Annotated in this window: 15 protein-coding genes; 6 read left to right on the top strand and 9 right to left on the bottom strand. The window is 68.3% G+C overall.

The window, feature by feature from the left end; translation table 11 throughout:
* The first annotated feature begins 1 nt into the window (after position 1).
* The 3 genes from dapD to V7E00_RS16995 all read left to right on the top strand — a co-directional run bounded on the left by dapD (position 2) and on the right by V7E00_RS16995 (position 2,109).
* A complete protein-coding gene (gene dapD / locus V7E00_RS17005; RefSeq protein ID WP_333573785.1) occupies positions 2-823 on the top strand; it encodes a 2,3,4,5-tetrahydropyridine-2,6-dicarboxylate N-succinyltransferase in 822 nt (273 codons plus the stop codon).
* A 149-nt stretch (positions 824-972) separates the two neighbouring features.
* Positions 973-1,779 (top strand): hypothetical protein, encoded by an 807-nt coding sequence (locus tag V7E00_RS17000; protein ID WP_333573784.1) that lies wholly within the window; start codon positions 973-975, stop codon positions 1,777-1,779.
* Positions 1,780-1,953: 174 nt separating this feature from the next.
* Complete coding sequence (locus tag V7E00_RS16995; RefSeq protein ID WP_333573783.1) at positions 1,954-2,109, top strand: hypothetical protein; 156 nt, start codon at positions 1,954-1,956, stop codon at positions 2,107-2,109.
* Positions 2,110-2,118: 9 nt separating this feature from the next.
* Here the strand turns inward: V7E00_RS16995 and V7E00_RS16990 are convergent, their stop codons facing one another.
* The 5 genes from V7E00_RS16990 to V7E00_RS16970 all read right to left on the bottom strand — a co-directional run bounded on the left by V7E00_RS16990 (position 2,119) and on the right by V7E00_RS16970 (position 8,395).
* A complete protein-coding gene (locus V7E00_RS16990; protein ID WP_333573782.1) occupies positions 2,119-2,472 on the bottom strand; it encodes a hypothetical protein in 354 nt (117 codons plus the stop codon).
* A 72-nt stretch (positions 2,473-2,544) separates the two neighbouring features.
* The gene (locus V7E00_RS16985; RefSeq protein WP_333573781.1) at positions 2,545-3,579 is read right to left on the bottom strand and encodes an aldose epimerase family protein; all 1,035 of its coding nucleotides are present in this window, start codon (positions 3,577-3,579) and stop codon (positions 2,545-2,547) included.
* Positions 3,576-6,029: a glycoside hydrolase family 3 protein gene (locus V7E00_RS16980; protein WP_333573780.1), complete on the bottom strand. Its 2,454-nt coding sequence runs from the start codon at positions 6,027-6,029 to the stop codon at positions 3,576-3,578. Before V7E00_RS16980 ends, V7E00_RS16985 begins: the two co-directional genes overlap by 4 nt.
* 82 nt (positions 6,030-6,111) lie before the next feature.
* A complete protein-coding gene (locus tag V7E00_RS16975) occupies positions 6,112-7,008 on the bottom strand; it encodes an ROK family protein (protein ID WP_333573779.1) in 897 nt (298 codons plus the stop codon).
* Positions 7,009-7,183: 175 nt separating this feature from the next.
* A complete protein-coding gene (locus tag V7E00_RS16970; protein ID WP_333573778.1) occupies positions 7,184-8,395 on the bottom strand; it encodes an ROK family transcriptional regulator in 1,212 nt (403 codons plus the stop codon).
* Between the two features lie 167 nt (positions 8,396-8,562).
* On the opposite strand from V7E00_RS16970, the gene V7E00_RS16965 reads away from it, so the two are divergent.
* Positions 8,563-11,985, top strand: a complete 3,423-nt coding sequence (locus V7E00_RS16965) for a glycosyl hydrolase 2 galactose-binding domain-containing protein (protein ID WP_333573777.1) — start codon at positions 8,563-8,565, stop codon at positions 11,983-11,985.
* 58 nt (positions 11,986-12,043) lie between these two features.
* On the opposite strand, the gene V7E00_RS16960 is transcribed toward V7E00_RS16965, so the two are convergent.
* From V7E00_RS16960 to V7E00_RS16950, 3 genes are read right to left on the bottom strand one after another with little or no spacing between them, the layout of a single operon-like run.
* Positions 12,044-13,477: an efflux transporter outer membrane subunit gene (locus tag V7E00_RS16960; protein ID WP_443019215.1), complete on the bottom strand. Its 1,434-nt coding sequence runs from the start codon at positions 13,475-13,477 to the stop codon at positions 12,044-12,046.
* A complete protein-coding gene (locus tag V7E00_RS16955) occupies positions 13,477-16,647 on the bottom strand; it encodes an efflux RND transporter permease subunit (protein ID WP_333573775.1) in 3,171 nt (1,056 codons plus the stop codon). The genes V7E00_RS16960 and V7E00_RS16955 overlap by 1 nt, the downstream gene beginning before the upstream one ends.
* Complete coding sequence (locus V7E00_RS16950) at positions 16,644-17,831, bottom strand: efflux RND transporter periplasmic adaptor subunit (protein ID WP_443019214.1); 1,188 nt, start codon at positions 17,829-17,831, stop codon at positions 16,644-16,646. The genes V7E00_RS16955 and V7E00_RS16950 overlap by 4 nt, the downstream gene beginning before the upstream one ends.
* 157 nt (positions 17,832-17,988) lie before the next feature.
* Between V7E00_RS16950 and V7E00_RS16945 the strand changes: the two genes are divergently transcribed.
* Positions 17,989-18,666 (top strand): response regulator transcription factor, encoded by a 678-nt coding sequence (locus V7E00_RS16945; RefSeq protein WP_333573773.1) that lies wholly within the window; start codon positions 17,989-17,991, stop codon positions 18,664-18,666.
* A gap of 35 nt (positions 18,667-18,701) precedes the next feature.
* The gene (locus V7E00_RS16940) at positions 18,702-20,072 is read left to right on the top strand and encodes a sensor histidine kinase (protein WP_333573772.1); all 1,371 of its coding nucleotides are present in this window, start codon (positions 18,702-18,704) and stop codon (positions 20,070-20,072) included.
* Here V7E00_RS16940 and V7E00_RS16935 read toward each other — a convergent pair.
* Positions 20,056-22,335, bottom strand: coding sequence for a TonB-dependent receptor (locus tag V7E00_RS16935; RefSeq protein ID WP_333573771.1), 2,280 nt, complete (start codon positions 22,333-22,335; stop codon positions 20,056-20,058). The genes V7E00_RS16940 and V7E00_RS16935 overlap by 17 nt on opposite strands.
* Between the last annotated feature and the right edge of the window lie 58 nt (positions 22,336-22,393).

The following is a 22,393-nucleotide window of genomic DNA, read 5'->3' as shown; positions in this document are numbered from 1 at the left end:
CATGACCGATCTCGCCGCGACCATCGACGCCGCCTGGGAAGACCGCGCGAACCTGAGCTTCGCCACCGATGGCGCGGTGCGCGAAGCCGTCGCCGAAGCGCTGAACCTGCTCGATCGCGGCGAAGCTCGCGTCGCCGAGCCCACCGCGGAGGGCGGCTGGCAAGTCAACCAGTGGCTGAAGAAGGCGGTGCTGCTCAGCTTCCGCCTCAACGACAATGTCGTCGTGCCCGGCCCCGAAGGCACCGCCTGGTTCGACAAGGTGCCGTCGAAGTTCACCGGCTGGGGCGAGGCAGCGTTCCGCGCCGCCGGCTTCCGCGCAGTGCCGGGCAGCATCGTCCGCCACGGCGCGCACATCGCCAAGGGCGCGGTGCTGATGCCCAGCTTCGTCAACATCGGCGCCTATGTCGGCGAAGGCACGATGGTCGATACCTGGACCACCGTCGGCAGCTGCGCGCAGATCGGCAAGAACGTCCATCTCTCGGGCGGCGTCGGCATCGGCGGCGTGCTCGAGCCGCTGCAGGCCGATCCCGTGATCATCGGCGACGGCGCGTTCATCGGCGCACGTTCGGAAGTGGCCGAGGGCGTGCGCGTGGGCGAGGGCGCGGTGCTCTCGATGGGCGTCTATCTTGGCGCCTCAACCAAGATCGTCGATCGCGCGACCGGCCAGGTCTATCGCGGCGAGGTGCCCCCCTATGCGGTGGTGGTGCCCGGCACGCTGCCGGCCGAGAACGGCAAGCCCGGCCTTTACTGCGCGGTGATCGTCAAGACCGTCGACGCGCAGACCCGCAGCAAAACCGGCATCAACGAGCTGCTGCGCGACTGATTGTTGCACGGGCCGTTACAAGCGCGGCGGGGAAGCGGAATGCCGACATGGTTTCGCCTCACTCCCGCCGTGCCGGCCACGGCGTATAGCGACCGCTGCGGCGGCGGCGGATTCCCCGGCGTCGCCTTGTCCTGAGTGTCCCGCGCGCCATGCTGTCCACCACCTCCGCCTCGCCCGTGCGCCGGATGCGCGTCTCGCTGCGCGGACGCGGCGCGGCCATCTTGCTGGCGCTGGCGATCGAGCTGCTGATCGCGCTCCTGCTCTTGTGGATGGCGCCGCATATCGCGCCGAAGCCGAAGCCGAAGACGGTGGTGTTCGGCATCGAGGCATCGGAGGGCGAACAGGCGCCGGCCGAGAAGGACGCCGCCAAGGCACCCGAAAAGGCACGCCGCCGCGCCGGCGAAAAGGCCCAGGCCGAGCAGCCGACACCGCCCACCGCCGCGTTGCCGCCGCCCCCCGTCACCCCGCCGGTATCCAGTGGATCGCCCAGCTTCATCGTGATGAGCCGGCGGGACTATGCGGCGTCGGACATCGCCAAGGCGCCGGCGTCCCAGTCCGGCGATCGAGGCAACGCCCAAGCCGCCGATGCGGGCGGCGGCAGCGGCGCGAACGACACGCCCCGCGCCGGCACCGGGCCACATGGTGAAACACTGTACGCGGCCGATTGGTATCGCCGCCCGACCAAAGCCGAGCTCGATCCTTATTGGCCCCCGCGCGCGCACGGCCGCGAAGGCTGGGGAGAAATTGCCTGCCGCACGATCGAACGCTATCATGTGACGGACTGCCAGGAATTGGCCGAATTTCCACGGGGCTCTGGCTTTGCCGGCGCCGCGCGTCGAGCGGCTTTCCAGTTCTTGTTGAAGCCGCCGCGCTTGAACGGTCGGTACCTGGTGGGCAGCTGGATCCTCATCCACGCCGATTTCGTGCAGATTGGGGACCCGGGGGATCGGAACTAGCAGCGGCGACGGGCGGTGCGACAATCCGTCCAATGGTCGGGAGTCCATGCCCGTGCTAGGCGCCCCTGCGTCCGGAGATCACCCGGATGGTTGATGCCTCCCCGGCGCACGGTTCAACCTCAAGAAGCGATTGAGGCCACCGCCCCTCGCGACAGACAGTGTCAGGCAGTAGTGATGATTTGGGTTCCGATTCTGTTGGGCACGTTCAAGATCGGCGTGTTCGGTACGGGCATGTTCTTCGCCATCAAATGGCATTACGGCCAGGGCAAGAAGAAGAAGGAAGAGGAAGCGCGGAAGGCCGCCGAGCGGGCCCGGCAGGACGCCGAATAGGCGAACGCGTCAGGCGGCCGAGGGATCTTCCGCCGCCAGTCGCTCCAGCCAGGCCAGCGCCTGCTTCGGCTCGCCGACCGCCGAGGGGCCTACCGGCCCACGCGCGGCGAGGAACTCCTGCTGGAGCGCGAAGGGCGGCAGGCCCAGCCGGTCGCGCGCCGCGTCAATTTCCTCGCCCAGTTCGGCCAGATGGTCGAGCGTCGGGCGGATCGCCGCGCGGGCGTGGCGATCGCGCTGATGATCGAACAGGCCCCATTTGCCCGCCGCGGTCCGCTCCAGCGCCTCGATCAGCGCCGCGCGATATTCCGCCTCGCATTCGATGCGCCGGTTGTCGAGCCGTTCGAGGCGATCCGCTTTTGCCATGCCGGGGATGTATCGGGCGGAGGCGGCAGGAGCAACCTTAGCCCCTCCCCCACGAGTAGGGGCTTGCAGGCTTTATCCGAACGCCTCGGCCACATCCGCCGCCGTGCGGAACCGGAACGCCATGCTGTGCCGGTAGGTCTCCGCCGCCTCCACGCGCGCCGAGGGGAAGCTCGGCTGGTTTGGGCTGTCCGGAAACTTCTGCGGTTCCAAGCACAGCCCCCCGCGCTTCGGATAGACACTGCCGCCGGTCCCCGGCGCACCGTCGGCGAGATAATTGCCCGAATAGAACTGCACGCCCGGCTCGGTCGAATGCACCTCCAGCACCCGGCCCGAACTCGAATCGAACAGTGTGGCAATCCGGCGCTCGAACCCGGCGGGGCCATCCAGCACGAAATTGTGGTCATAGCCCTGGCCCATCGCGAGCTGCGCATCGGCCGCACCGATGTCGCGGCCGATCGGCTTGGGGCTGCGAAAGTCGAACGCCCCGCCTTCCACCGGTGCCAGCGCGCCGGTCGGGATCAGCGCGCCATTCACCGGCGTGATCGCGCTTGCCGGGATCTGCAGCAAATGATCGAGCGCCGTCGCCCCGCTGCCCTCGCCCGCCAGGTTGAAATAGGCATGCTGCGTCAGGTTGACGATCGTCGCCCGGTCGGCGGTCGCGCTGAAGCGCACGGCAAGCCCGTCGTCCTCCAGCGCATATTCCACCCGCGCGACGAGGTCGCCCGGGAAGCCGTTCCAGCCATGCGGCGTGTCCAGCCGGAAGGTGACGGCGCTGTCGCTCCGCAGCTCCACGGTCCAGAACTGCTGGTCGAAGCCGTCTGGGCCCGAGTGCAGGCTGTTGCCGCCTTCGTTGGTCGTCAGCTGGAAGGTCTCGCCATCCAGCGTGAAGCGGCCGCCGGCGATACGGTTGGCGTACCGCCCGGCCACCGCGCCGTAATAGCGCGGCGGCTGGCGGCGATAGTCTTCGAGGTCGGCATAGCCAAGCACGACATTGCCCGACTGCCCGTGCCGATCGGGCACCTCCAGCCGGTGCAGCGTCGCGCCGAGCGTGAGGAACTGCGCGCGGAAGGCTCCGCGCGCAATCTCGACGACCTCGATCCCGCTCATCGGCCCGGGCAGACCGAGTTGGCGGGATCGGAGACGATCCGCGCCTCGGCAAGCGACAGGGTGAACGGGCCGTTCGCCTGCAGCACCACCGGCGCAGTCACCTTGGTCACGTCGACGCCGTTCTTCTGATAGCATTTCAGCAGGATGTTCACCGTTTGCCAGCCGCTCTTGCCGGTAAACAGGCTGGTCGCGTCGATCGTTCCCGTGTTCTTGCCGCCTTCCATCGACAGCTTCACCGGGCCGGTGGGCGCAGCATCGACGCGGTAGACGATCCGCAGCGACAGGTCGCCATTGGTCTCGCGGCTGAGATCAAGGTCACCGCCGCCGATCCGCAGCGTCGCCGCACCGGCCGGCCAGGTCAGCTGCTGCGCGCCTTCCTGCGTCGCGGGGCCGTCGACAGTCTTGCGGGTGATGCCGCTGTCAGTGGCGAAGGAGAAGGGCGCAGGCGTCACGCCCTTGGCGAAGAAGGTGCTGATATTGGCCAGCGACGCATCCACGCCCGAGACTTCACTGAGCGCACCGACCGTGCCGGGCTTGGCATAGCTGAGGCCATAGCCGAAGGCGAAGAGCGGGTCATAGCCCTGCTCCCCGCGGTTTAGCGTGAACTGGCCGGCGGTCTTGGGCCAGCTGAACGACAGCGTGCCGGTGAAGTCGCGGCGCGGCTTGCCCGCCTTGTCGCCGATCAGCACGTCGGCCACGCCCGCGCCTTCGCTGCCCGGGAGCCAGGCAGCGACGAACGCGTCCGAGGCGTTGAGCTCCGGATTCACCCAGAGCGGTCGGCCCGACAGGAACACGGAGACGACCGGCACGCCCGCCGCCTTCAGCTTCTTGAGCAGCGCCAGCGCCTGCTTGTCGCCCGGCTGGAATTCGAGCGTGCGCACGTCGCCGCGCATTTCGGCATAGGGCTCCTCGCCGAACACGACGATCGCCACATCGGGTTTCGTGGTGAAGCTTCCGTCCGCCGAAAGCGTCGCGGTGCCGCCGCCGGCGCTCACCGCCGCCTTGATGCCGGCGAAGATCGTCTCGCCATTCGGGAACAGTTCGTTCGGGTTGCCGTCGCCCTGCCAGCTGAGCGTCCAGCCGCCTGACTGCTGCGCCATCGAATCCGCGCCCGGCCCTGCGACCAGCACGTTGGCGCTTGCCTTCACCGGCAGCACGCCGCTGTTCTTCAGCAGCACCAATGACTTGGCGACCGCCTCGCGGGCAATCGCGCGGTGGGCGGGTGCCCCGATCAGCTCCGGCTTCGCCTCATAGGGACGCGCGGCGGTGAACAGGCCCATCTGCACCTTCACGCGCAGGATGCGGCGCACGGCATCGTCGATCCGCGCCATCGGGATCGTGCCGTCCTTGGCATGCGTCAGCGTCGATTCGTACAGGCCCTTCCAGCTGTCCGGCGCCATTGCCATGTCGAGCCCGGCGTTGAACGTCGCGGCGCAATCCGTGGCGGTGCAGCCGGGGATCTGGGCATGGCCGTTCCAATCGCCGACGACAAAGCCGTCGAAGCCCATCCTGCCCTTGAGCACATCGGTGAGCAGCGACTTGTTGCCGTGCATCTTCGCGCCGTTCCAGCTGCTGAACGACGCCATCACGGTCATCGTGCCGGCGTTGATCGCGCCCGGATAGCCGGCATTGTGGATGCGGATCAGCTCCTCTTCGGAGACGCGGGTGTCGCCCTGGTCCTGCCCGCCGAAGGTGCCGCCATCGCCGAGGAAGTGCTTGGCCGACGCCGCGACATAGCCCTTCTGGAAGCGGTCCTTGGTCCCCGGCGCGCCCTGAAGCCCACGGATCATCGCGCCGGCATAGCTGCGCACGACCTCCGGATCTTCCGAATAGCCCTCATAGGCGCGGCCCCAGCGGTCGTCCTGCGGCACCGCCAGCGTGGGCCCGAAGGCCCAGTCGATCCCGGCCGAGGCGGTTTCCTCCGCCGTGGCACGGCCGATCTTCTCCATCAGCGCCGGATCGCGCATCGCACCCAGGCCCACATTGTGCGGGAAGAGCGTCGCGCCGACGATGTTGTTGTTGCCGTGGACGGCGTCGATGCCGAACATGATCGGGATCGGCGTGTGACCCACCTTGCGGGCGAGCGCTGCCTTCTGGAACGCTTGTGCCGTTGCGAGCCACGGCCCGCGCGGCGAACGATCGGGCGCGCCGATCGGCGGCGAGCTGCCGCCCGCCAGGATCGAGCCGAGCGGGTAGACTGCCAGATCCTCGGGCTTGATGCTGCCGATATCGGCCTGGATCATCTGGCCGACCTTCTCCTCCAGCGTCATCTTCGCCATCAGTTCGGTGACGAACTTCTCGGTGGCAGGATCGATCAGGCCCTGGCTTTTGGCGGCCGGCCATTTGTCCGGATGTGCGGTGGAGGACAACGCTGTCGGCGCCTGTTGCGCGAACGCCGGCGTTGCGGCGAGGATGGTGGTTGCCAGTAGCAGCTTCAGGCCCGCGGGCATGTTTCTCTCCCCTAATGGTGTTGGAAGGGCGATACCGCAGGACCGGCGCACAAGTCCATGCGCCGGGCGAACTTTGCGCCCCTCAGGCGGTTCGCGCCTGCAAGCCCATGGCGATCGGCCCCAGCGGGCCTGCCTGATCCCCGAGCATCGGCGACACGATATAGGGGCCCGACGGAACGGCCAGGTAGCCGGCGATACTCTCCCGCAAGAGAGGGTCGATGCGCGCCAGCAGGTGCGGCTGCCGCTGCAGCACCCCGCCGCCGATGGCGATTCGCTGCGGCCCAGCCGTGGCGACCATCGTGTGGCAGAGCAGCGCGATCGCGGAGGCAACGCGGTCCCACACCGGGTGATCCTCCCCCACGCTTTCGACCGGCTGGTCGCCCAGCGCCGCGCGGACGCCGGTGCCCGAAGCGAGGCCTTCGATGCAGTCGTCATGGAAGGGGCAGCCGCTCGGCGCAGTGTCGGTGGGCAGGCGGGGCACGCGAATATGGCCCATCTCGCAATGCCCGATGCCACGCGTCGGGCGCCCGTTGACGATCAGCCCCACGCCAACTCCGGTGCCAACAGTGACGTAAGCGAAGTCGCTCAGCCCCTGCCCCGCACCCCAGCGCATCTCGGCGAGCGCAGCGCCGTTGACGTCGGTGTCGAATGCCATCGGCACTGCGAATGGTGCGGCCAGCCGGCGCGCGACATCGGTGCCGCTCCAGCCGGGCTTGGAGGTGGTGAGGATATGGCCGAAGCGTTCGTCGGCCTGGTCCAGGCATACCGGACCGAAGCTGGCGATGCCGAGCGCGGCAAAGCCATGGTCGCGCCACCAGACGGCCAGCACGGCTTCCAGCCCGGCTAGCGTCACCTCTGGTGCCTGCGTCGCCACCGTTTCCTGCGCAAGAATGCGATCGGGTCCGTGCGCCAGGGTGAGAATGCACTTGGTCCCGCCGAGCTCGATGCCCGCGACGGGAAGGACCGCGCCCGCCCTCATCGACGTACGCCCGGTTCTGCCTGGTTCGCCATGCGCTCCATTGCCATCGCCCTTCCTCCCCGCTTGCCGGCCGGACGCCGGTCTGTCCGTCCGTGATGCGCCGTGCGCACGTCCTCCTGTGCCCCGCACCTCCGCGCCGCACAAGAATAAACTTATTCGATTGATTTAATAGCGGTCAGGCGGCGTCATAATGGTCGGCGGATGCCTTCCACAGGGCACTGCTCTTCGGCAGCAGGAAGTAACTGAACGGCAGGATCGCCGCGCCGACTGCAGGGGCATCGGCGGAAAGCTGCGCCCGGGCAATCGGCGCCAGGGCAGGGGCGTCGCCGCCTTGCTCGGCCAGCAGCACGTTGGCGCGTTCGGCCAGGCGGTCGACATGGCGGCGGGGCAGGCGGCCGCCGATCAGCACGGCTTCGGGATTGATCAGGCAGTTGACCGCCAGCAACGGCTCGATGAGCAGCCGTGCAGCCTCCTCGATCCATGCGTCGACCACGGCTTCCAGCGCAGGATCACTGCCATCACAGGTCAGCATGTCCTGCACGGTATAGCCTGCAGCCTCCAGCGGCGCGGCGAGGCCGGAGAGCGACACATGCGCCTGGATCTGCCGCACCACCCCGTCCGAATCACGGTGGGTGAGGAAGCCGAGTTCGCCGCTACGGCCGGTGGCCCCACGGAAATAGTTGCTGTCGATCACCAACCCGCCGCCCAGCGCCGAGGAGATGAGAATGTAGAAGAAGCTTGAATGCTGCAGGCCCAGGCCCAGCTGCAGCTCGCCCATCGCAGCGGCAGCGGCATCGTTCTCGACGAAGACGGGAACGTCGAGCGGCCATGCCAGCAGCTCGGCCAGATCGGTCTGCTCCCAGCGGCGATAGGCGTCGGGCTTGCCCGGCAGCTCGATGAGGCCGAGATCGTCCGGACTCGCCACGCCCAGGCCGACGATCCGAGCGGGATCGACGCCGGCAGAGGCGAGCAGCATCTCCACCTCGCCATGATAGAATTCCGCCACCTGCTCCGGCAGCGCGAAGTCGATCTCCCGCGATACGCGGGCAACCGTCTCCCCAAGAAAATCGACCAGCACGAGCGTGACATGATCGCGGTCGATGTTGAGTCCCAGCGAGTAGCAGGCCTGGGGATTGATGATCAGGTTGGTCGGCGGCTGGCCGCGCCCGCCGAAGCGCCGCCCCGCCTCCTGGATCAGCCCGTCCGCGAGCAGTCGCTTGGTGATGTTGGCAATCGCCGCCGCGGTGAGGCCGGTGATCCGCGCGAGATCGACACGGGTCAGCGAGCCATTGGCCCGGATCGCGTGCAGCGTCACGCGCTGGTTGTGATCAGCGGCTCGTTCCAGGTTGGTTCCCGAAAGGCGAATTGGAGGGCGACCGCGCGTCATCTTAATTGCGATAACAGTCGATTTGTCACCATCGTGCAAGCACGGAACCGTTCTCGCCGGTTGAATTGCGAAATTTGGTGAATAAAACAACCGTTCGCCGTTCCGGCGAACCTTGCACGGCGGCACGTCATGCCCGACCGGCGCATTGTTTTAGGGGAGAAAGACCGATGCGCAGTTTCACCCGCGCGATGCTCGCCAGCGCCGCCCTACTTGCCCTGACCACCGCACAAGCCGCCGAGCCGGACAATGCCGGGCCGTACAATGCCAGCTTCCTCGCCGGCGGGATCGGCATCGATCGGCCGCTGACCGGTGCCGATGCGCTGCTCCGATCGGGCGCGCCGGTGACGCTGTCGGCCTGGGTGAAGCCCGATGTCGTGCCGCAGGGCGTGGTGACGCTGATCGCGTTCGGCGATCCGGCCGGCGACTGCCGCTGCCTCGGCCTGCGGGGCGGCGCCCTGCACTTCTTCGGCAGCGGCACAGCGGTGAACAGCACGCCCAAGCTCGCCGCCGGTCGCTGGGCACATGTCGCCGCGGTGATCGAGGGCGGCAGGGTACGGCTCTATCTCGACGGCAAGCAGGTCGGCGAAGGCGCCCTCAATGGGTCGGCGGTCGCGTCGCGGATCGCGCTCGCGCCGGTCACGCCCGGCCAGCCGCATTTCGGCGGCGCGCTGGTCCAGGCGCAGCTGCGCGGCGTAGCCCTGGGCGCAACCGAGGTGCAGGGCGAGGCCGCCGCGCCGCCGGCGTTCGAGCTGGTGCAGATGTGGCAGGTCGGCGTGGGCTGGAACCTCCAGAAGACCGCCAATATCGGCATGACGCGCCAGCAGGATCCCTGGACGCTGCCGCAAAGCGACACCGCCTACACCCCGCCGGTCGCCAAGCCGGTGCCGGCGCTGCCGAGCCTCGCCCCCGCAGGTCCGTTGCGCTGGCAGATCAACGGCTGGCAGCTCGCCGCCGCTCCCGGCGTGCCCGCCGACGGCGCGACGCTTTCGCGGCCCGGCAAGCCCGAAGGTACCTGGTATGCCGCTACCGTGCCCGGCACGGTGCTGACCACGCTGGTCGATCGCGGCGTCTATCCCGATCCCTATTACGGGCTGAACAACCTCAAGATTCCCGAGAGCCTGGCGCGGCAGGACTATTGGTACCGCACCAGCTTCACCGTGCCGGCCGAGGCCGCGGGCAAGCGGCTGACGCTCGTCTTCGGCGGCATCAACTATGCCTCGGAAGTGTGGGTCAACGGCCAGCGCCAGGGCGCCACGCGCGGCGCGTTCATCCGCGGCCAGTTTGAGATCACCCCTGCTGCGGGCGAGAATGTGATCGCCGTCCGCGTCTCGCCGCCGCCGCACCCCGGCATCCCGCACGAACAGTCGATCAAGGCCGGCGTCGGCGAGAATGGCGGTCAGCTCGCGATCGACGGCCCCACCTTCGTCGCGACCGAGGGCTGGGACTGGATCCCCGGCATCCGCGACCGCAACACCGGCATCTGGAGGCCCGTGGAGCTGGTCGCCACCGGCGACGTCAAGATCGGCGACCCGCATGTCGTGACCGACCTGCCGCTGCCGCGCACCGACAGCGCCGACGTGTACATCACTGTGCCGTTCGAGAATCGCGGGAGCGCCGCCCAGTCGGTGACGATCCGTGCCGCGTTCGACGATGTGACGGTGGAGAAGACCGTCACCGCGCAGCCGGGGGCGGGCGAGATCCGCTTTACCCCGTCCGAGTTCCGCCAGCTCACCGTGCGAAATCCGAAGCTCTGGTGGCCGAACGGCTATGGCGAACCGGCGTTGCACGACCTGAAGATCGACCTCGCCGCAGGCGGCCAGCCGAGCGACACACGCGCGCTTCGCTTCGGCATCCGCGAAGTGAGCTACGATCTCTCGCTGTTCGATCATCTCGGCCAGCTGCGCCGGGTGAACGTCCAGACCACCGACGGCGCGCTTGCCGGCCAGCAACTGATCGACGTGCGCCATGAAGCGCTCAAGCGCAGCCCCACCGGCTGGGCGGAATCGCTCACGCCCGCGGGCGAAACCTCCAAGGCAGTCACCGCCATCCCCGACGAAGCACTGCCCGAACCGCATCTGGCGATCCGCGTCAACGGCGTGAAGATCGCCGCGCGTGGCGGCAATTGGGGCATGGACGACGCGATGAAGCAGGTCAGCCGCGAGCGGCTCGCCCCCTATTTCCGTCTCCAGCGCGAGGCGCACATGAACATCATCCGCAATTGGATGGGCAACAACGACGAAGAGGAATTCTTCGAACTCGCCGACGAGAACGGCATGATGGTGCTCAACGATTTCTGGCAGTCGACCCAGAATTTCCAGGTCGAGCCGGACGATGCCGCGCTGTTCCTCGCCAATGCGCGCGACGTGGTGGCGCGCTATCGCAACCACCCCTCGATCGTGATCTGGTTCGGCCGCAACGAAGGCGTGCCGTACCCGACGCTCAACGAGGGCCTCGACAAGCTGATCCAAGAGCTGGACGGCACGCGCTGGTACACCGGCAGCTCGAACGAAGTGAATTTGCAGGGCTCGGGCCCCTACAACTACCGCAAGCCAGAAGGCTATTTCACCGATCTCGCCACCGGCTTCTCGGTGGAGACCGGCACGCCGTCGCTTTCTACGCTGGAGTCCGTCGCCGCAAACATGCCGGCCAAGGATCGCTGGCCGCTCTCGGATACGCTCGCCTATCACGACTGGCATTTCGGGGGGAACGGCGACAGCAAGACGTTCATGGCGGCGCTGACCACCATGTTCGGCCAGCCGCTCAGCTTCGAGGATTTCGAGCGCAAGGCGCAGATGATGAACCTCGAGACGCACAAGGCGATGTTCGAGGGATTCCTCGGCCATCTCTGGACCAAGAACAGCGGCCGGCTTCTGTGGATGACGCACCCGGCCTGGCCCTCCAACACCTGGCAGATCTACAGCTGGGACTATGACACCCAGGCCTCCTATTACGGTGCCAAGACCGCGGCCGAGCCGGTGCACATCCAGATCAACCTGCCAGACAACCAGCTGGTGGTGCTCAACACCACCCGCGAAGACCAGCGCGGCCTCACCGCCAAGACGCGGGTGGTAAGCCTCGACAATGTCCAGCTGTTCGCCCGCACCGACAAGGTCGACGCGCGTGCCAACCGCGTCACCACGCTCGACGCGGTACCGCTCGACCGGCTCTATGCGGCGAGCCCGATGCTGCTGGTCGAACTGACGCTGAGCGATGCCAAGGGCGCGGTGGTCTCGCGCAACTTCTACTGGCGGGGCCGCGACGACACTGCCTATCGCGCGCTGGAAAGCCTCGCCTCGGTGCCGCTCGACGTGCAGGCGAGCACGCCGAAGATCGAAGGCGAGGACAAGGTGATCGCGGTCACCGTGGCCAACAAGAGCACGGTGCCGGTGCTCAACGCCAAGTTCACGCTGGTCGATGCAGAGGGCAAGCGGATCCTGCCTGCCTTCTACAGCGACAACTACGTCTCGCTGCTTCCCGGCCAGCACCGCGTGCTGAACGTGCGCTACCCGGCCAGCGTGACCGCGCCGGCCCACCTTTCGGTGCGTGGCTGGAACGTCAACGCGGCCAACGTCGCCGCAACGGGGAAATAGGCGCCCCAGCCTCGGTCATCCCGGCGAAAGCCGGGATGACGGCTGCGATCGAAGGGGCTTAGCGCCCCGCGGCCTGCAAGCTCGCCGGTGTGCTGCCCGACGCCAGGTACAGTGCCACGCTGTCCGCCAGCCGCGCGCCCTTGGCCTGGACGAGCTGCACCGACGCCTGCGACGCCGCCGAGGATGCGCTCAGCAGCTGCAGCGTGCCGAGCGCGCCCAGCTCCACCTGCCGCCGCGTCATCGCCAGCGTGCGGGCAGCCGCCGCATCGGCGCGGGCGGCGGCGTCCAGTGCCTCGGCGTCGGTCCGCAGGCCGGCAATCGCATCGTCGACATCGAGGAAGGCCTGGAGCGCCGTCGCGCGATACTGCGCCTTGGCTTCTTCGAATGCGGCCTCGGCGGCGCGCTGCTGGTGCTTGAGTTGCCCCGCGTGGAAGATCGGCTGGGTGATGCCGCCGATGATCGAGAAGAACGGGTTGCCATCCTGGAACATGTCGAGGAACCTGGTCGCCGATCCGCCGGCATTGCCGCTGAGCGTGATCGACGGCAGCCGCGCCGCGATCGCCGAGCCGACATCCGCCGCGGCCCCGCGCACCTGCGCCTCGGCCGCGCGCACGTCCGGACGGGCCGCGACGACGTCTGCCGGCAGCGACAACGGCAGGCTGGTGGGCAGCTGCAACTCGGCAAGGCTCGGCAGGTCGCCCGCGGTGCCCGGCGCCTGGCCGGTCAGTGTTGCGATCAGCCCCGCCTGGTGCTGCGCTTGGCGCAGCAGCGGCGGCAGGGTTGCCTCGATCGTCGCGAGCGCAGTCTGCTGCGCACCCACATCCGCCTCGCCGACGTCGCCCAGCTTTCGACGCTTGTCGAGCAGATCGACCAGCGCGCGATTGTCCCGAATCGCCGACCGGGTTGCCTCGATCTGTGCCTGCAGCGCAGCATGCTGGATGACCGCCAGCACCAGATTGGCGATCGCGGCGGCCTGCGCCGCATGCAGCCGGTGCGCCGCGACTTCCGCCGCCGCGCGCGCCGAACGCACCTTGTTGCGACCGGCACCGAACAGGTCGAGGGGATAGGCGACGCTCAGCTGCGCAGTGTGCAGCGTGTAGAGATAGTCGTTCTGATCGGCGAGTGGCCCGGACAGCGCCTTGGAGATCCGCGTGCGCTGTGCCTGATAATCCGCATCCACCTGCGGGCCGGTGCTGCCCGAGGCAGCCTTGGCGAGCGCCTGCGCCTGGCGCAGATTGGCCTCGGCTGCGGCAAGGTCGTTGTTGTGCGCCAGCGCCTGGGCGACCAGCGCGTCGAGCCGCGCGCTGCCGAAGCCCTGCCACCAGTTCGGCACCACCGCGGCACCCGCGACCAGCTGCTGCGCCGCGCCGCTGGCGGGGGCGATCGTGCCGGGCGCCTGGGCAGGCGGCGCCGGCACGGGATTGGTAAGGTCATGCGGGCCCACCGTGCAGCCGGCGAGCAGGACGAGCGGGATCATGAAATACCGGCGCATCATGCCTGCTCCATCGGGGTGCCGTCGACATGGTGGCGACGGACGGTGTGGCCATGCGCGCCCTGGTGGCGCGAAAACTTCAGGATCAGCGGCGGCAGCACCAGCAGGATCAAGAGCGGCGCGAGCGTCATGCCGCCCACCACCACCAGCGCCAGCGGCTTCTGCACCTGGCTGCCGATGCCGGTCGAAACCGCGGCGGGCAGCAGGCCGATCGCGGCGGCAAGGCAGGTCATGATCACCGGGCGCAACGAATGTTTCACGGTCGCCGCCATCGCGGTCGCATGGTCCATGTCCTCATTCACGTTCTGGTTGAACGTGCTGACCACGAGGATGCCGTCCATCACCGCGATGCCGAACAAGGCGACGAAGCCGATCGCGGCGGAGATGCTGAACGCGGTTCCCGTCAGCGCCAGCGCCAGCACGCCGCCCACCATCGCCATCGGAATGACGCTGAACGCCAGCAGCGTGTCGCGGATCGAGCCAAAATTGGCGAACAGCAGCACCAGGATCAGCACCAGGCTGATCGGCACCACCACCTCCAGCCGGTTGACGGCGTTGGTCAGGTTGCCGAGCTCGCCCGCCCATTCGAGATGATAGCCCGGCGGCAGCTGCACGTTCTTGGCGATGCGCGCCTGCGCTTCCCCGATCGTGCTGCCCAGGTCGCGGCCGCGCACGCTGAACTTGATCGGGACATAGCGTTCCTGATGCTCGCGATAGATGAACGACGCGCCCGAGGTGAGCTTCACCTGCGCCACTTCGGACAGCGGCACCTGGATCAGCCCGTTGCCGGTTGGCGACGGTGCGCCGATCTGGATGCGGCGGATCGATTCGATATCGTCGCGCTGGGACTGGTCCAGCCGCACCACGATCGGGAAGTGCCGGTCGGTCGACTTCTCGTACAGGTCGCCGCTCGACTGGCCGCCTACCGCGGCCGCGACGGTTGAATTGATGTCGTCGGGCGTCAGGCCGTAGCGGGCGGCGGCAGCGCGATCGACGTCGATCCGCACCGTCGGCTGGCCGAGCGAATCGGAGATGCCGAGATCGGCGACACCCTTCACCTGCGCCATCTGCGCCTTGATCTGGTTGGCGATCGATTCGAGCGTCTCGAGATCGCTGCCGTAGATTTTGAGCGAGTTGGAGCTCTTCACCCCCGACGACGCCTCTTCGACATTGTCCTGGATATATTGCGAGAATTCGAACTCCACGCCCAGATATTTCGCCAGCAGCTTGGCCTGCAGCTCGGCGGTGAGCTTCTCCTTGGTCATGCCTGCGGGCCAGCTGTCAAAGGGCTTGAGCGGCGTATAGAATTCCGCGTTGAAGAAGCCGGTGGGATCGGTGCCGTCATCGGGCCGGCCGTGCGAGGAGACGACGCGGTCCACCTCGGGATAGCTGGCGATGATCTTGCGGATCTCGTTCACCGCGCCCTCGCCCGCCTCGAGCGAGATCGACGCCGGCAGGCTGGCACGGATATAGAGATTGCCTTCTTCCAGGTGGGGCAGGAACTCCACGCCGAGCACGCGGATCGTCGCGAAGGAACCGAGCACCAGCAGCGCCGCCAGCCCGAAGGTCAGCACGCGATTGGCGATGGCGAAGGCAATGGCGGGCTCGAGCACGCGGCGGATCTGCCGCACGACCCAGGTATCCACTTCCTTCAGCTTGTCCGGCAGCAGCAGCGCGGAGAGCACCGGCGACACGGTGAACGCCGCGAGCAGGCCACCGGCGATGGCATAGGCGTAGGTCTTGGCCATCGGGCCGAAGATATGCCCCTCCACGCCAGTCAGCGTGAACAGCGGCAGGAAGCTGGCGATGATGATCGCGGCGGCGAAGAAGATGCCGCGGCTCACGTCGCTGGAGGCATGCAGGATCGCCGAGAAGCGATTGGCAGGGCTCGCATGGATGCGCCCTTCGCTGATCGCGTGCGATCGGTCCGCCAGCCTTCGATAGATCGCCTCCACCATGATCACCGCCGCGTCGACGACGAGGCCGAAGTCGAGCGCGCCGAGCGACAGCAGGTTCGCCGACTCGCCCTGGATCACCAGGATCAGCACCGCGACCGAAAGTGCGAAGGGAATGGTGATCGCCACGATCAGCGCGCTGCGCAGGTCGCCGAGGAACAGCCATTGCAGGATGAAGATCAGCAGCACGCCTTCGAGCAGATTGTGCATCACCGTCTTGGTAGTGACGCCGATCAGGTCCGAGCGGTCATAGATGCGCTCGATCTTCACCCCCGGCGGCAGCACGCCGCTGGTGTTGATCTCCTCGATCTCGGCCTTCACCCGGTTGATCGTCGGCAGCGACTGGGCGCCGCGCTGCATCAGCACGATGCCCATGACGATGTCGTCGTCCTGGCCCTCGCCGGCCACACCGAGGCGCGGCAGGTTGCCGATCTTCACCTGCCCCACGTCGCGCAGCAGCACCGGAGTGGTGCCGGCGGTGCCGACCAGCACGTTGTTGATCGCGTCGGCCGACTGGATCAGGCCTACGCCGCGAACGATCGCCGCCTGCTCGCCGAAATTGACCGTCTGGCCGCCGACATTGGAGTCGCTCTTGCCGATCGCGGCCAGCACCTGCGGCACGGTGATGCCGTGCGCGGTCAGCCTGTCGCGGTCGAGCTGGACTTCGTAGGAGCGCAGCTTGCCGCCCCAGCCGGTCACGTCGATCACGCCGGGGATGCGCTTGAAGCGGCGCTGCAGCACCCAGTCCTGGATGGTTTTGAGGTCCATCACCGAATAGCCGCTGGGGCCGCTCAGCCGGTAGCGATAGATCTCGCCGATCGGGCTAGTCGGAGAGATCAGCGGCTGCGCGTTGCCCGGCAGGTTGCCCAGCTGCGACAGGCGGCCCAGCACCATCTGCTGCGCCTGTTCGTGCGTCACGTCATAGCTGAACTGAATGCGCACGTCGGACAGGCCGAACAGCGAAATCGAACGCACCGCCGTCAGGTGCGGCAGACCCGCGATCGCCACTTCGATCGGCGTAGTTACGTTACGCTCCATCTCCTCGGCGGAGACACCGTTGCTCTGCGTGACCAGCTCCACCATCGGCGGCACCGGATCGGGATAGGCCTCGATGTTGAGGTTCAGGAAGCCGAGCGCGCCCGCCGCGATCATGCCGATCAGCAGGGTGAGCACCAGCATCCGCTGGCGCAGCGCCATTTCGACGAGGCGGTTCATTCGCCGAGGCCCGCTTCGTTGACGAACAGCGCGCCCTTGGCAACAATCCGGTCGCCGGGGCTGAGACCGCTGAGCACACGGGTAAGCCCGCCATCGGTCTCGCCGATCTGCACCGGTCGGCCATAGATCAGCCCGTCCTTCGCCTTCACCCAGACGCGCGTGGTGTCGCCCTCATGAATGACCGCGACCGCCGGCACCAGCACGCCCTTGCCGCTGTCGACCGGGCGGCGGATCGTGAACGAAGCAAACATCTGCGGCTTCAGTTCGCCGCCGGGATTGGCGATCGTCGCGCGGACGGGCAGCCGGTGCGTGGTGGGATCGAGTCCGGCGGCGACATTGTCGATCGTCGCAGTGAATTCGCGGCCCGGCAGCGCCGGGGTGGTGACTACCACCTGGTCGCCGAGGTGAATGTTCGCGGCCTCGCTCTCGGCCAGCTGCGCGACCAGCCAGACGCGAGCGGGATCGGTGATCGTCATCACCGGCGTCGCGCTGCCGCTGCTAAGGAACTGGCCGGGTGCCACGCTGCGATCGGCGATGATGCCCGAAACCGGCGCGCGGTAAATGGTGTAGGCAGAGGTGCCGACGCCTTCCGTCTTGCCGAACAGCGCCAGCCGGTCCTGCGCGGCGCGCTGGGCAGACTCGGCCTGGCGCGCGGCGGACTGGGCGGCGGCGAAATCGGCCTGGGCCTGAAGGTAATCCTTCATCGCGCCGCCGGCGGTCTCGTAGATCGCCTTCTGCCGCGTGACGTTGCCCTGCGCGATGCGTAGCGCTTCGGCCGTGCTGGCACGCTGGGCGCTCGCGGCGAACAGTGCATTGCGCGCATCGATCAGCTCGGGCGAGGCGAGGCGGAGCAGCGGCTGGCCGCGGGTGACGCGCTGGCCGGGCTCCACCAGCACTTGCAGCACCTGGCCGGAAAAGGGCAGCACGATCGGCGTGCTGTGGTCGCCGTCGGCCTGGATGGAGCCGCTGGCGCGCACCAGATCGACGCTGGCACCGCCCTGCACGGTAGCGAACTGGAGCTGCGCAAGCTGCTGCTGGGTCGGGCGGAAAGCGCCCGGCGGGAGCGGCGTTTCCTGGACGGGCCGGGGAGCGAGCATCGCCTGGACGATCGTCACGAGCACCAGGATGGCTATCACGGCGGCCACGATCCCGGCCACGAGCATGGCTTGCGAACGGGGCGTCATCCGGCGCGCTTCGGGCAGGCTATTGCTTTCCACATTATGTCCAGTCACGTGATAGCCCTCACGGGTGAAATATAGCAGACACACATCGGTTGCGGTTGATGCTGCAGCGCGCCATTAGAAGCGCCTGCTGACAGCAAACTTACGGGAAGATGAAATCGTGCGCGTGCTGATGATCGAGGACGACCAGCCGCTCGCGACCGCGCTGACCGAGGCGCTGAAGCGGCGGGGCGTGCAGAGCGACGTCGCCGCCAACCTCGCCGACGGCCGCCAGATGCTGTCCGCTGCCCGTTACGCAGCGCTGCTGCTGGACCTGGGCCTGCCGGACGGGGACGGATTGGCGCTGATCCGCAGCCTGCGAGGGCAGAACAACCCCATTCCCGTCATTGCCGTTTCCGCCCGCAGCGCGCTCGACGCGCGGATCGCGGGGCTGAACGCCGGGGCCGACGATTATGTCGTGAAGCCGTTCGACGTCGACGAACTTACCGCACGCATCCACGCCGTGCTGCGGCGGCAGGGCGCGCTCGCCGGTGCGGAACTGCGCTTCGGCAATGTGCGGTTCGATACCGTCTCGGGTGATCTGGTCGTGGGCGAGACGCCGGTGCTGCTCACCGCCCGCGAGCGCCAGTTCGCGGCGCTGCTGCTCCGCCGCTTCGGCCAGGTGGTGAGCAAGCAGTTCGCCGAGGACCAGCTCTACGGCCTCACAGAACCGGTCGGATCGAATGCGCTCGAGGTGCAGGCATACCGGCTGCGTCGTAAGCTGGAGGCTGCGGGCGCAACGGTGCGGATCGAGACCATCCGGGGCGTGGGCTACATGATGCGCGACGCCGCCGCTTGATGGCGGGCCCGCGCGCGTTCGGCTAGACCCGCCCCATGAAGTTCTGGCCGCGCTCGCTGATCGCCCGCATCCTGCTGCTCGAACTGGGGGCGATCGCCATTGCCGCCGTAGCGCTGCCGATGCTGCTCACCTCGTTCCTCCGCACCGAGGCGAACCGGTACGAACAGCGCATCCTGGCCGAGCAGGCGCAGTCGATCGCGCATGGCATCACTGGCAGCGCGGCGGGCCCGTCGTTCCGGCTCGATCCCGCGCTCACCCATCTCTACGCCTCGCCCTATGACGGGCGCGCCTTCGTCGTCGCCGATGCCGCCGGCCGTACGCTCGCGGAAAGCCCCTATGCCGATCTCGTGCCCTGGCGCGGGGCGCCCCGCCAGGCACGCCAGGCGGCGTTCCGGGCGGGCGCGTTCGTGGGGATCAGCCAGCCGGTGCGGGTAGGCACGCGCCGCGTCTGGGTAATCGTGACGCAGGACCGCACGGGCCCCGGCGCGATCCTCGACGACGTCGTCCACGGCTTCATCCGCCGCTATGACCCGGTGCTGATCTCCATCCTGCTGCTGCTGCCGTTGATCAACAGCGCGCTGATCGCCCGCCTGTTCTTCGCGGTGCGCGACGCCTCGCGCCAGGCAGAGGCGATCGGCCCGCACAATCTCGACGTGCGGATCGAGGAAGCAGGCCTGCCGCTGGAGGTGGCGCCGCTGGCGCATGCGACCAACGACCTGCTGGCGCGGCTGCAGGCAAGTTTCCGCAATCAGTCCGAATTCGTGGCCAATGTGGCGCACGAGCTGCGCACGCCGCTCACCGTGCATCGGGTGGAGCTGGAAGCCGTCGACGATCCCGCCCTCCGCGCCCGGCTGCGCGAGTCGGTCGACCGGCTGGGCCATGTCGTCGCCCAGCTGCAGGATCTCGCCGCGCTGGAGGTGATGGCGGACGACAGGTTCGAGACCTTCGATGCCCGGCTGCTCGCGCAGGAAACGGTGGGCCTGCACGCGCCGCAGATCCTGGCGGCGGGCGATGTGATCGGCGTGGATGCGCCGGAGGCGCCGGTGCTGGTACGGGGCAATCCGGTGCTCGCCGGGCTGGCGCTCGCCAACCTGGTGACCAATGCCAGCCGGCACACGCCCGCCGGCACCGCCATCGAGGTGCTGGTCGCCCCCGACGGCGTGGTGCTGGTCCGCGATGACGGGCCGGGCATCGCCGCCTCCAATCCGCAGGACGCAACCGAACGCTACTGGCGCGCGGACCATCAGCGTGCGGACGGCGCCGGGCTGGGCCTGTCGATCGTTCGCCGCATCATGGAAGTGCACCAAGGTCGCCTGACGGTGCAGAGCCGGCCCGGCGAAGGCACCTGCATCTCGCTGCGCTTCCCGCTCGCGAGGAGCGAGGAGGGCGTCACCAGCCCGTGGTGATGCCGATCCGCACGTTGCGCGGCCGCAGCGGCGTCATCTGCTCGCGCAGGCTGAGGCTGAACGGATTGCCGAAGGCGAACTGGTTGGCACGACGATCGGTGAGATTGCCTAGCGTGACGCTCAGCTCCGCCTTGCCCAGCCGCACCGCCGTGAAGGCATCGGCGGTCCAGTAGCGGCCCTGGCTCACGTCGAGAAAGTCTCCCGTGCCCAGCACCGAACGACCGGTATAGTCTGCCGAAAGCCCGATCCGCGGCTGCGCGCGCAGCGCCTCCCATGCATAGGACAGGCCCATATGCGCGGCAAAGGGAGGCGTTTCCGGCAAGCGACGGTTGTTGCGCTTGGAAAGATCCGCGATCGGGCCCTCGACATGGTTGTCGGTGAACAGGAACGAAGCCTGGGCGCGGAGCCCGCGTACCGGCACCCAATCGAGATTCCCCTCCACCGCGACGATCTTCGCGTTGCCGATGTTGGCCGTGTACGGCTGGCCGCGCTGGGTGATCAGGTCGGCCTGGACATTCTCCCACCACGCGGTCGAAATGCTGCCCGATGCCGCCAGCCCGGTCGTGCTGCGCCGCAGCTTGCGCAGCCCCGCTTCCGCAACGGTGATCGCGTCCGACTTGTAGTCGGCCACGCGGCCAACCCCGGGCGCCACGGCAACGCCGCCGGTGCGGTAGCCCGTCTGAAACCGCGCGAACAGCGCCAGGTCCGATGCGAGCTGCCACGAGGCTGCCACGGTGGGATCCAGCCGCCGGGTCAGCCGCCCCTTGACGAAGCTCGACGGCCGCGCCTGCGCCGACGGATCGCCGTCGGTCCGCGCTACCGAATAGCGCGCGCCAGCGGTAACCGAGAAGCGCCGGCTGAGCGCAAAGGTCGTCTCGCCAAAGGCGGATCCCGCGTTCGTGACGTTGGTGACGCCGACGATGCTCGCGTCGAGACCGGCTTGGGCAACGCTGCGAGTCAGCACATCGCGGTCGCTCACCAGCGTGAAGCCCGCCACCCAGCTGGTCCCGTTCGGCAGCGAACGCGACAGCCGCGCCTCCTGGCTCAGCAGCAGCTTGTCGTGGTTGGCGCGGTAGATCGTGCGGGGCCCCAGCACCACGCCCCGCGCACTGCGCAAGGTGGCGTCGAACGTCTCGCGCGTTTCATAGCCCGCCATCCCGCTGGCAGAGACGAAGCGGAGGCCACTCTCCCAGTTCTTGCTGACGACCACCCGCCCGAACAACAGCCGGTTTTCGAACGGCTGCGCCAGCAGCGTGCGGCGTACAAGCGCGCCTTCGCGCCGTTCGGCATATTGCCCGTCGGCAGCGTCGATCCATTGCCCGGCGCCGCTTGCCTCCACCTGCCAGCCCTGGCCCGGCACGACGCGCAGCGCAGCGCGGAAGCCGCCGGTATTGCTGCGGTTCACGTCGCGGCGCTTGCGGTCTGCATCCTGCAGATAGCCGCCCTGGCGGATCCGGTAGCCGACCACCCGCAGGCCGGCCTGGTCCCGCAGCAGCGGCAGGTTCAGCATCCCGGCGAGATCATAGCCGGGTTCCGCGCCGCCGGTGGCGGTCACGCCGGCAGTGGCGGCAGTGGCGACATGCTGCAGGTCCACCGGGTTCGAGGTGAGGCGGATCACCCCGCCGATCGCGCCCGACCCGTACAGTGTGCCCTGCGGCCCTTCCAGCACCTCCACGCTGGCCATATCGTACAGTCGCAGCCCGGGCTCGGGCCCCGAATAGTTGAGCTGAACGTCGTCGAGATAGACGCTGGTCGGCGCCTGGCTGCTGCCGTTGAAGCTGCTGTCGGCGATGCCGCGGATGAACACCTTGTTGCGCCCTGCACCCAGCTGGGTGCTCTGCAGGATCGGCACCTGGTGCGCGGCATCGCTCAAGGTGCCGGTCGCCGCACCGGGCAGCGCGTTGCTGCCGGCAATCTGGCTGAGGCTGCCCGGATAGCGCAGCAGCGTGATCCGCTGCTTGCTGGCGGTGACGACGACGTCGGGATCCGGCACCGGCGCCCGGGGCAACGGCCGCGGCAAGACGGGCAGAGGTCTGCGCACGGGGCGGGCGGCCACACGTTCAATCCGGTAGCCGCCGCCGGCAAGGTGGCGCGCGCGGTAGCCCGTGCCCTTTAACAGCTGCTGCAACGCCGCATCGACGCTGCGCACGCCGCGAACGGCGGGTGTCCGAACGAACCGCAGCCCGGGATCTGTGCTGACGATGTCGGTTCCCGTCTGCCGCGCCAGCTGGCCGATCGCGACGTCCAGCGTAGTTGCGGGCACAAGGATGGAACTGCGTTGGGCAAGCGCCGGGGTGACGGGCAGCGCCAGGGCGAGCGCG

It is taken from the genome of Sphingomonas sp., assembly GCF_036731925.1.
Lineage (GTDB): Bacteria > Pseudomonadota > Alphaproteobacteria > Sphingomonadales > Sphingomonadaceae > Sphingomonas.
This window is presented reverse-complemented; position numbering and strand designations above follow the sequence as displayed.

Bases quoted from the DNA above. Each gene is read 5' to 3' on its own strand.
- V7E00_RS17000 (WP_333573784.1), top strand. From the start codon at position 973: ATGCTGTCCACCACCTCCGCCTCGCCCGTGCGCCGGATGCGCGTCTCG.
- V7E00_RS16995 (WP_333573783.1), top strand. From the start codon at position 1,954: ATGATTTGGGTTCCGATTCTGTTGGGCACGTTCAAGATCGGCGTGTTC.
- V7E00_RS16950 (WP_443019214.1), bottom strand. From the start codon at position 17,831: ATGACGCCCCGTTCGCAAGCCATGCTCGTGGCCGGGATCGTGGCCGCC.
- V7E00_RS16965 (WP_333573777.1), top strand. From the start codon at position 8,563: ATGCGCAGTTTCACCCGCGCGATGCTCGCCAGCGCCGCCCTACTTGCC.
- V7E00_RS16960 (WP_443019215.1), bottom strand. From the start codon at position 13,477: ATGCGCCGGTATTTCATGATCCCGCTCGTCCTGCTCGCCGGCTGCACG.
- V7E00_RS16985 (WP_333573781.1), bottom strand. From the start codon at position 3,579: ATGAGCGGGATCGAGGTCGTCGAGATTGCGCGCGGAGCCTTCCGCGCG.
- V7E00_RS16975 (WP_333573779.1), bottom strand. From the start codon at position 7,008: ATGAGGGCGGGCGCGGTCCTTCCCGTCGCGGGCATCGAGCTCGGCGGG.
- V7E00_RS16980 (WP_333573780.1), bottom strand. From the start codon at position 6,029: ATGCCCGCGGGCCTGAAGCTGCTACTGGCAACCACCATCCTCGCCGCA.
- V7E00_RS16970 (WP_333573778.1), bottom strand. From the start codon at position 8,395: ATGACGCGCGGTCGCCCTCCAATTCGCCTTTCGGGAACCAACCTGGAA.
- V7E00_RS16990 (WP_333573782.1), bottom strand. From the start codon at position 2,472: ATGGCAAAAGCGGATCGCCTCGAACGGCTCGACAACCGGCGCATCGAA.
- V7E00_RS16940 (WP_333573772.1), top strand. From the start codon at position 18,702: ATGAAGTTCTGGCCGCGCTCGCTGATCGCCCGCATCCTGCTGCTCGAA.
- V7E00_RS16955 (WP_333573775.1), bottom strand. From the start codon at position 16,647: ATGAACCGCCTCGTCGAAATGGCGCTGCGCCAGCGGATGCTGGTGCTC.
- dapD (WP_333573785.1), top strand. From the start codon at position 2: ATGACCGATCTCGCCGCGACCATCGACGCCGCCTGGGAAGACCGCGCG.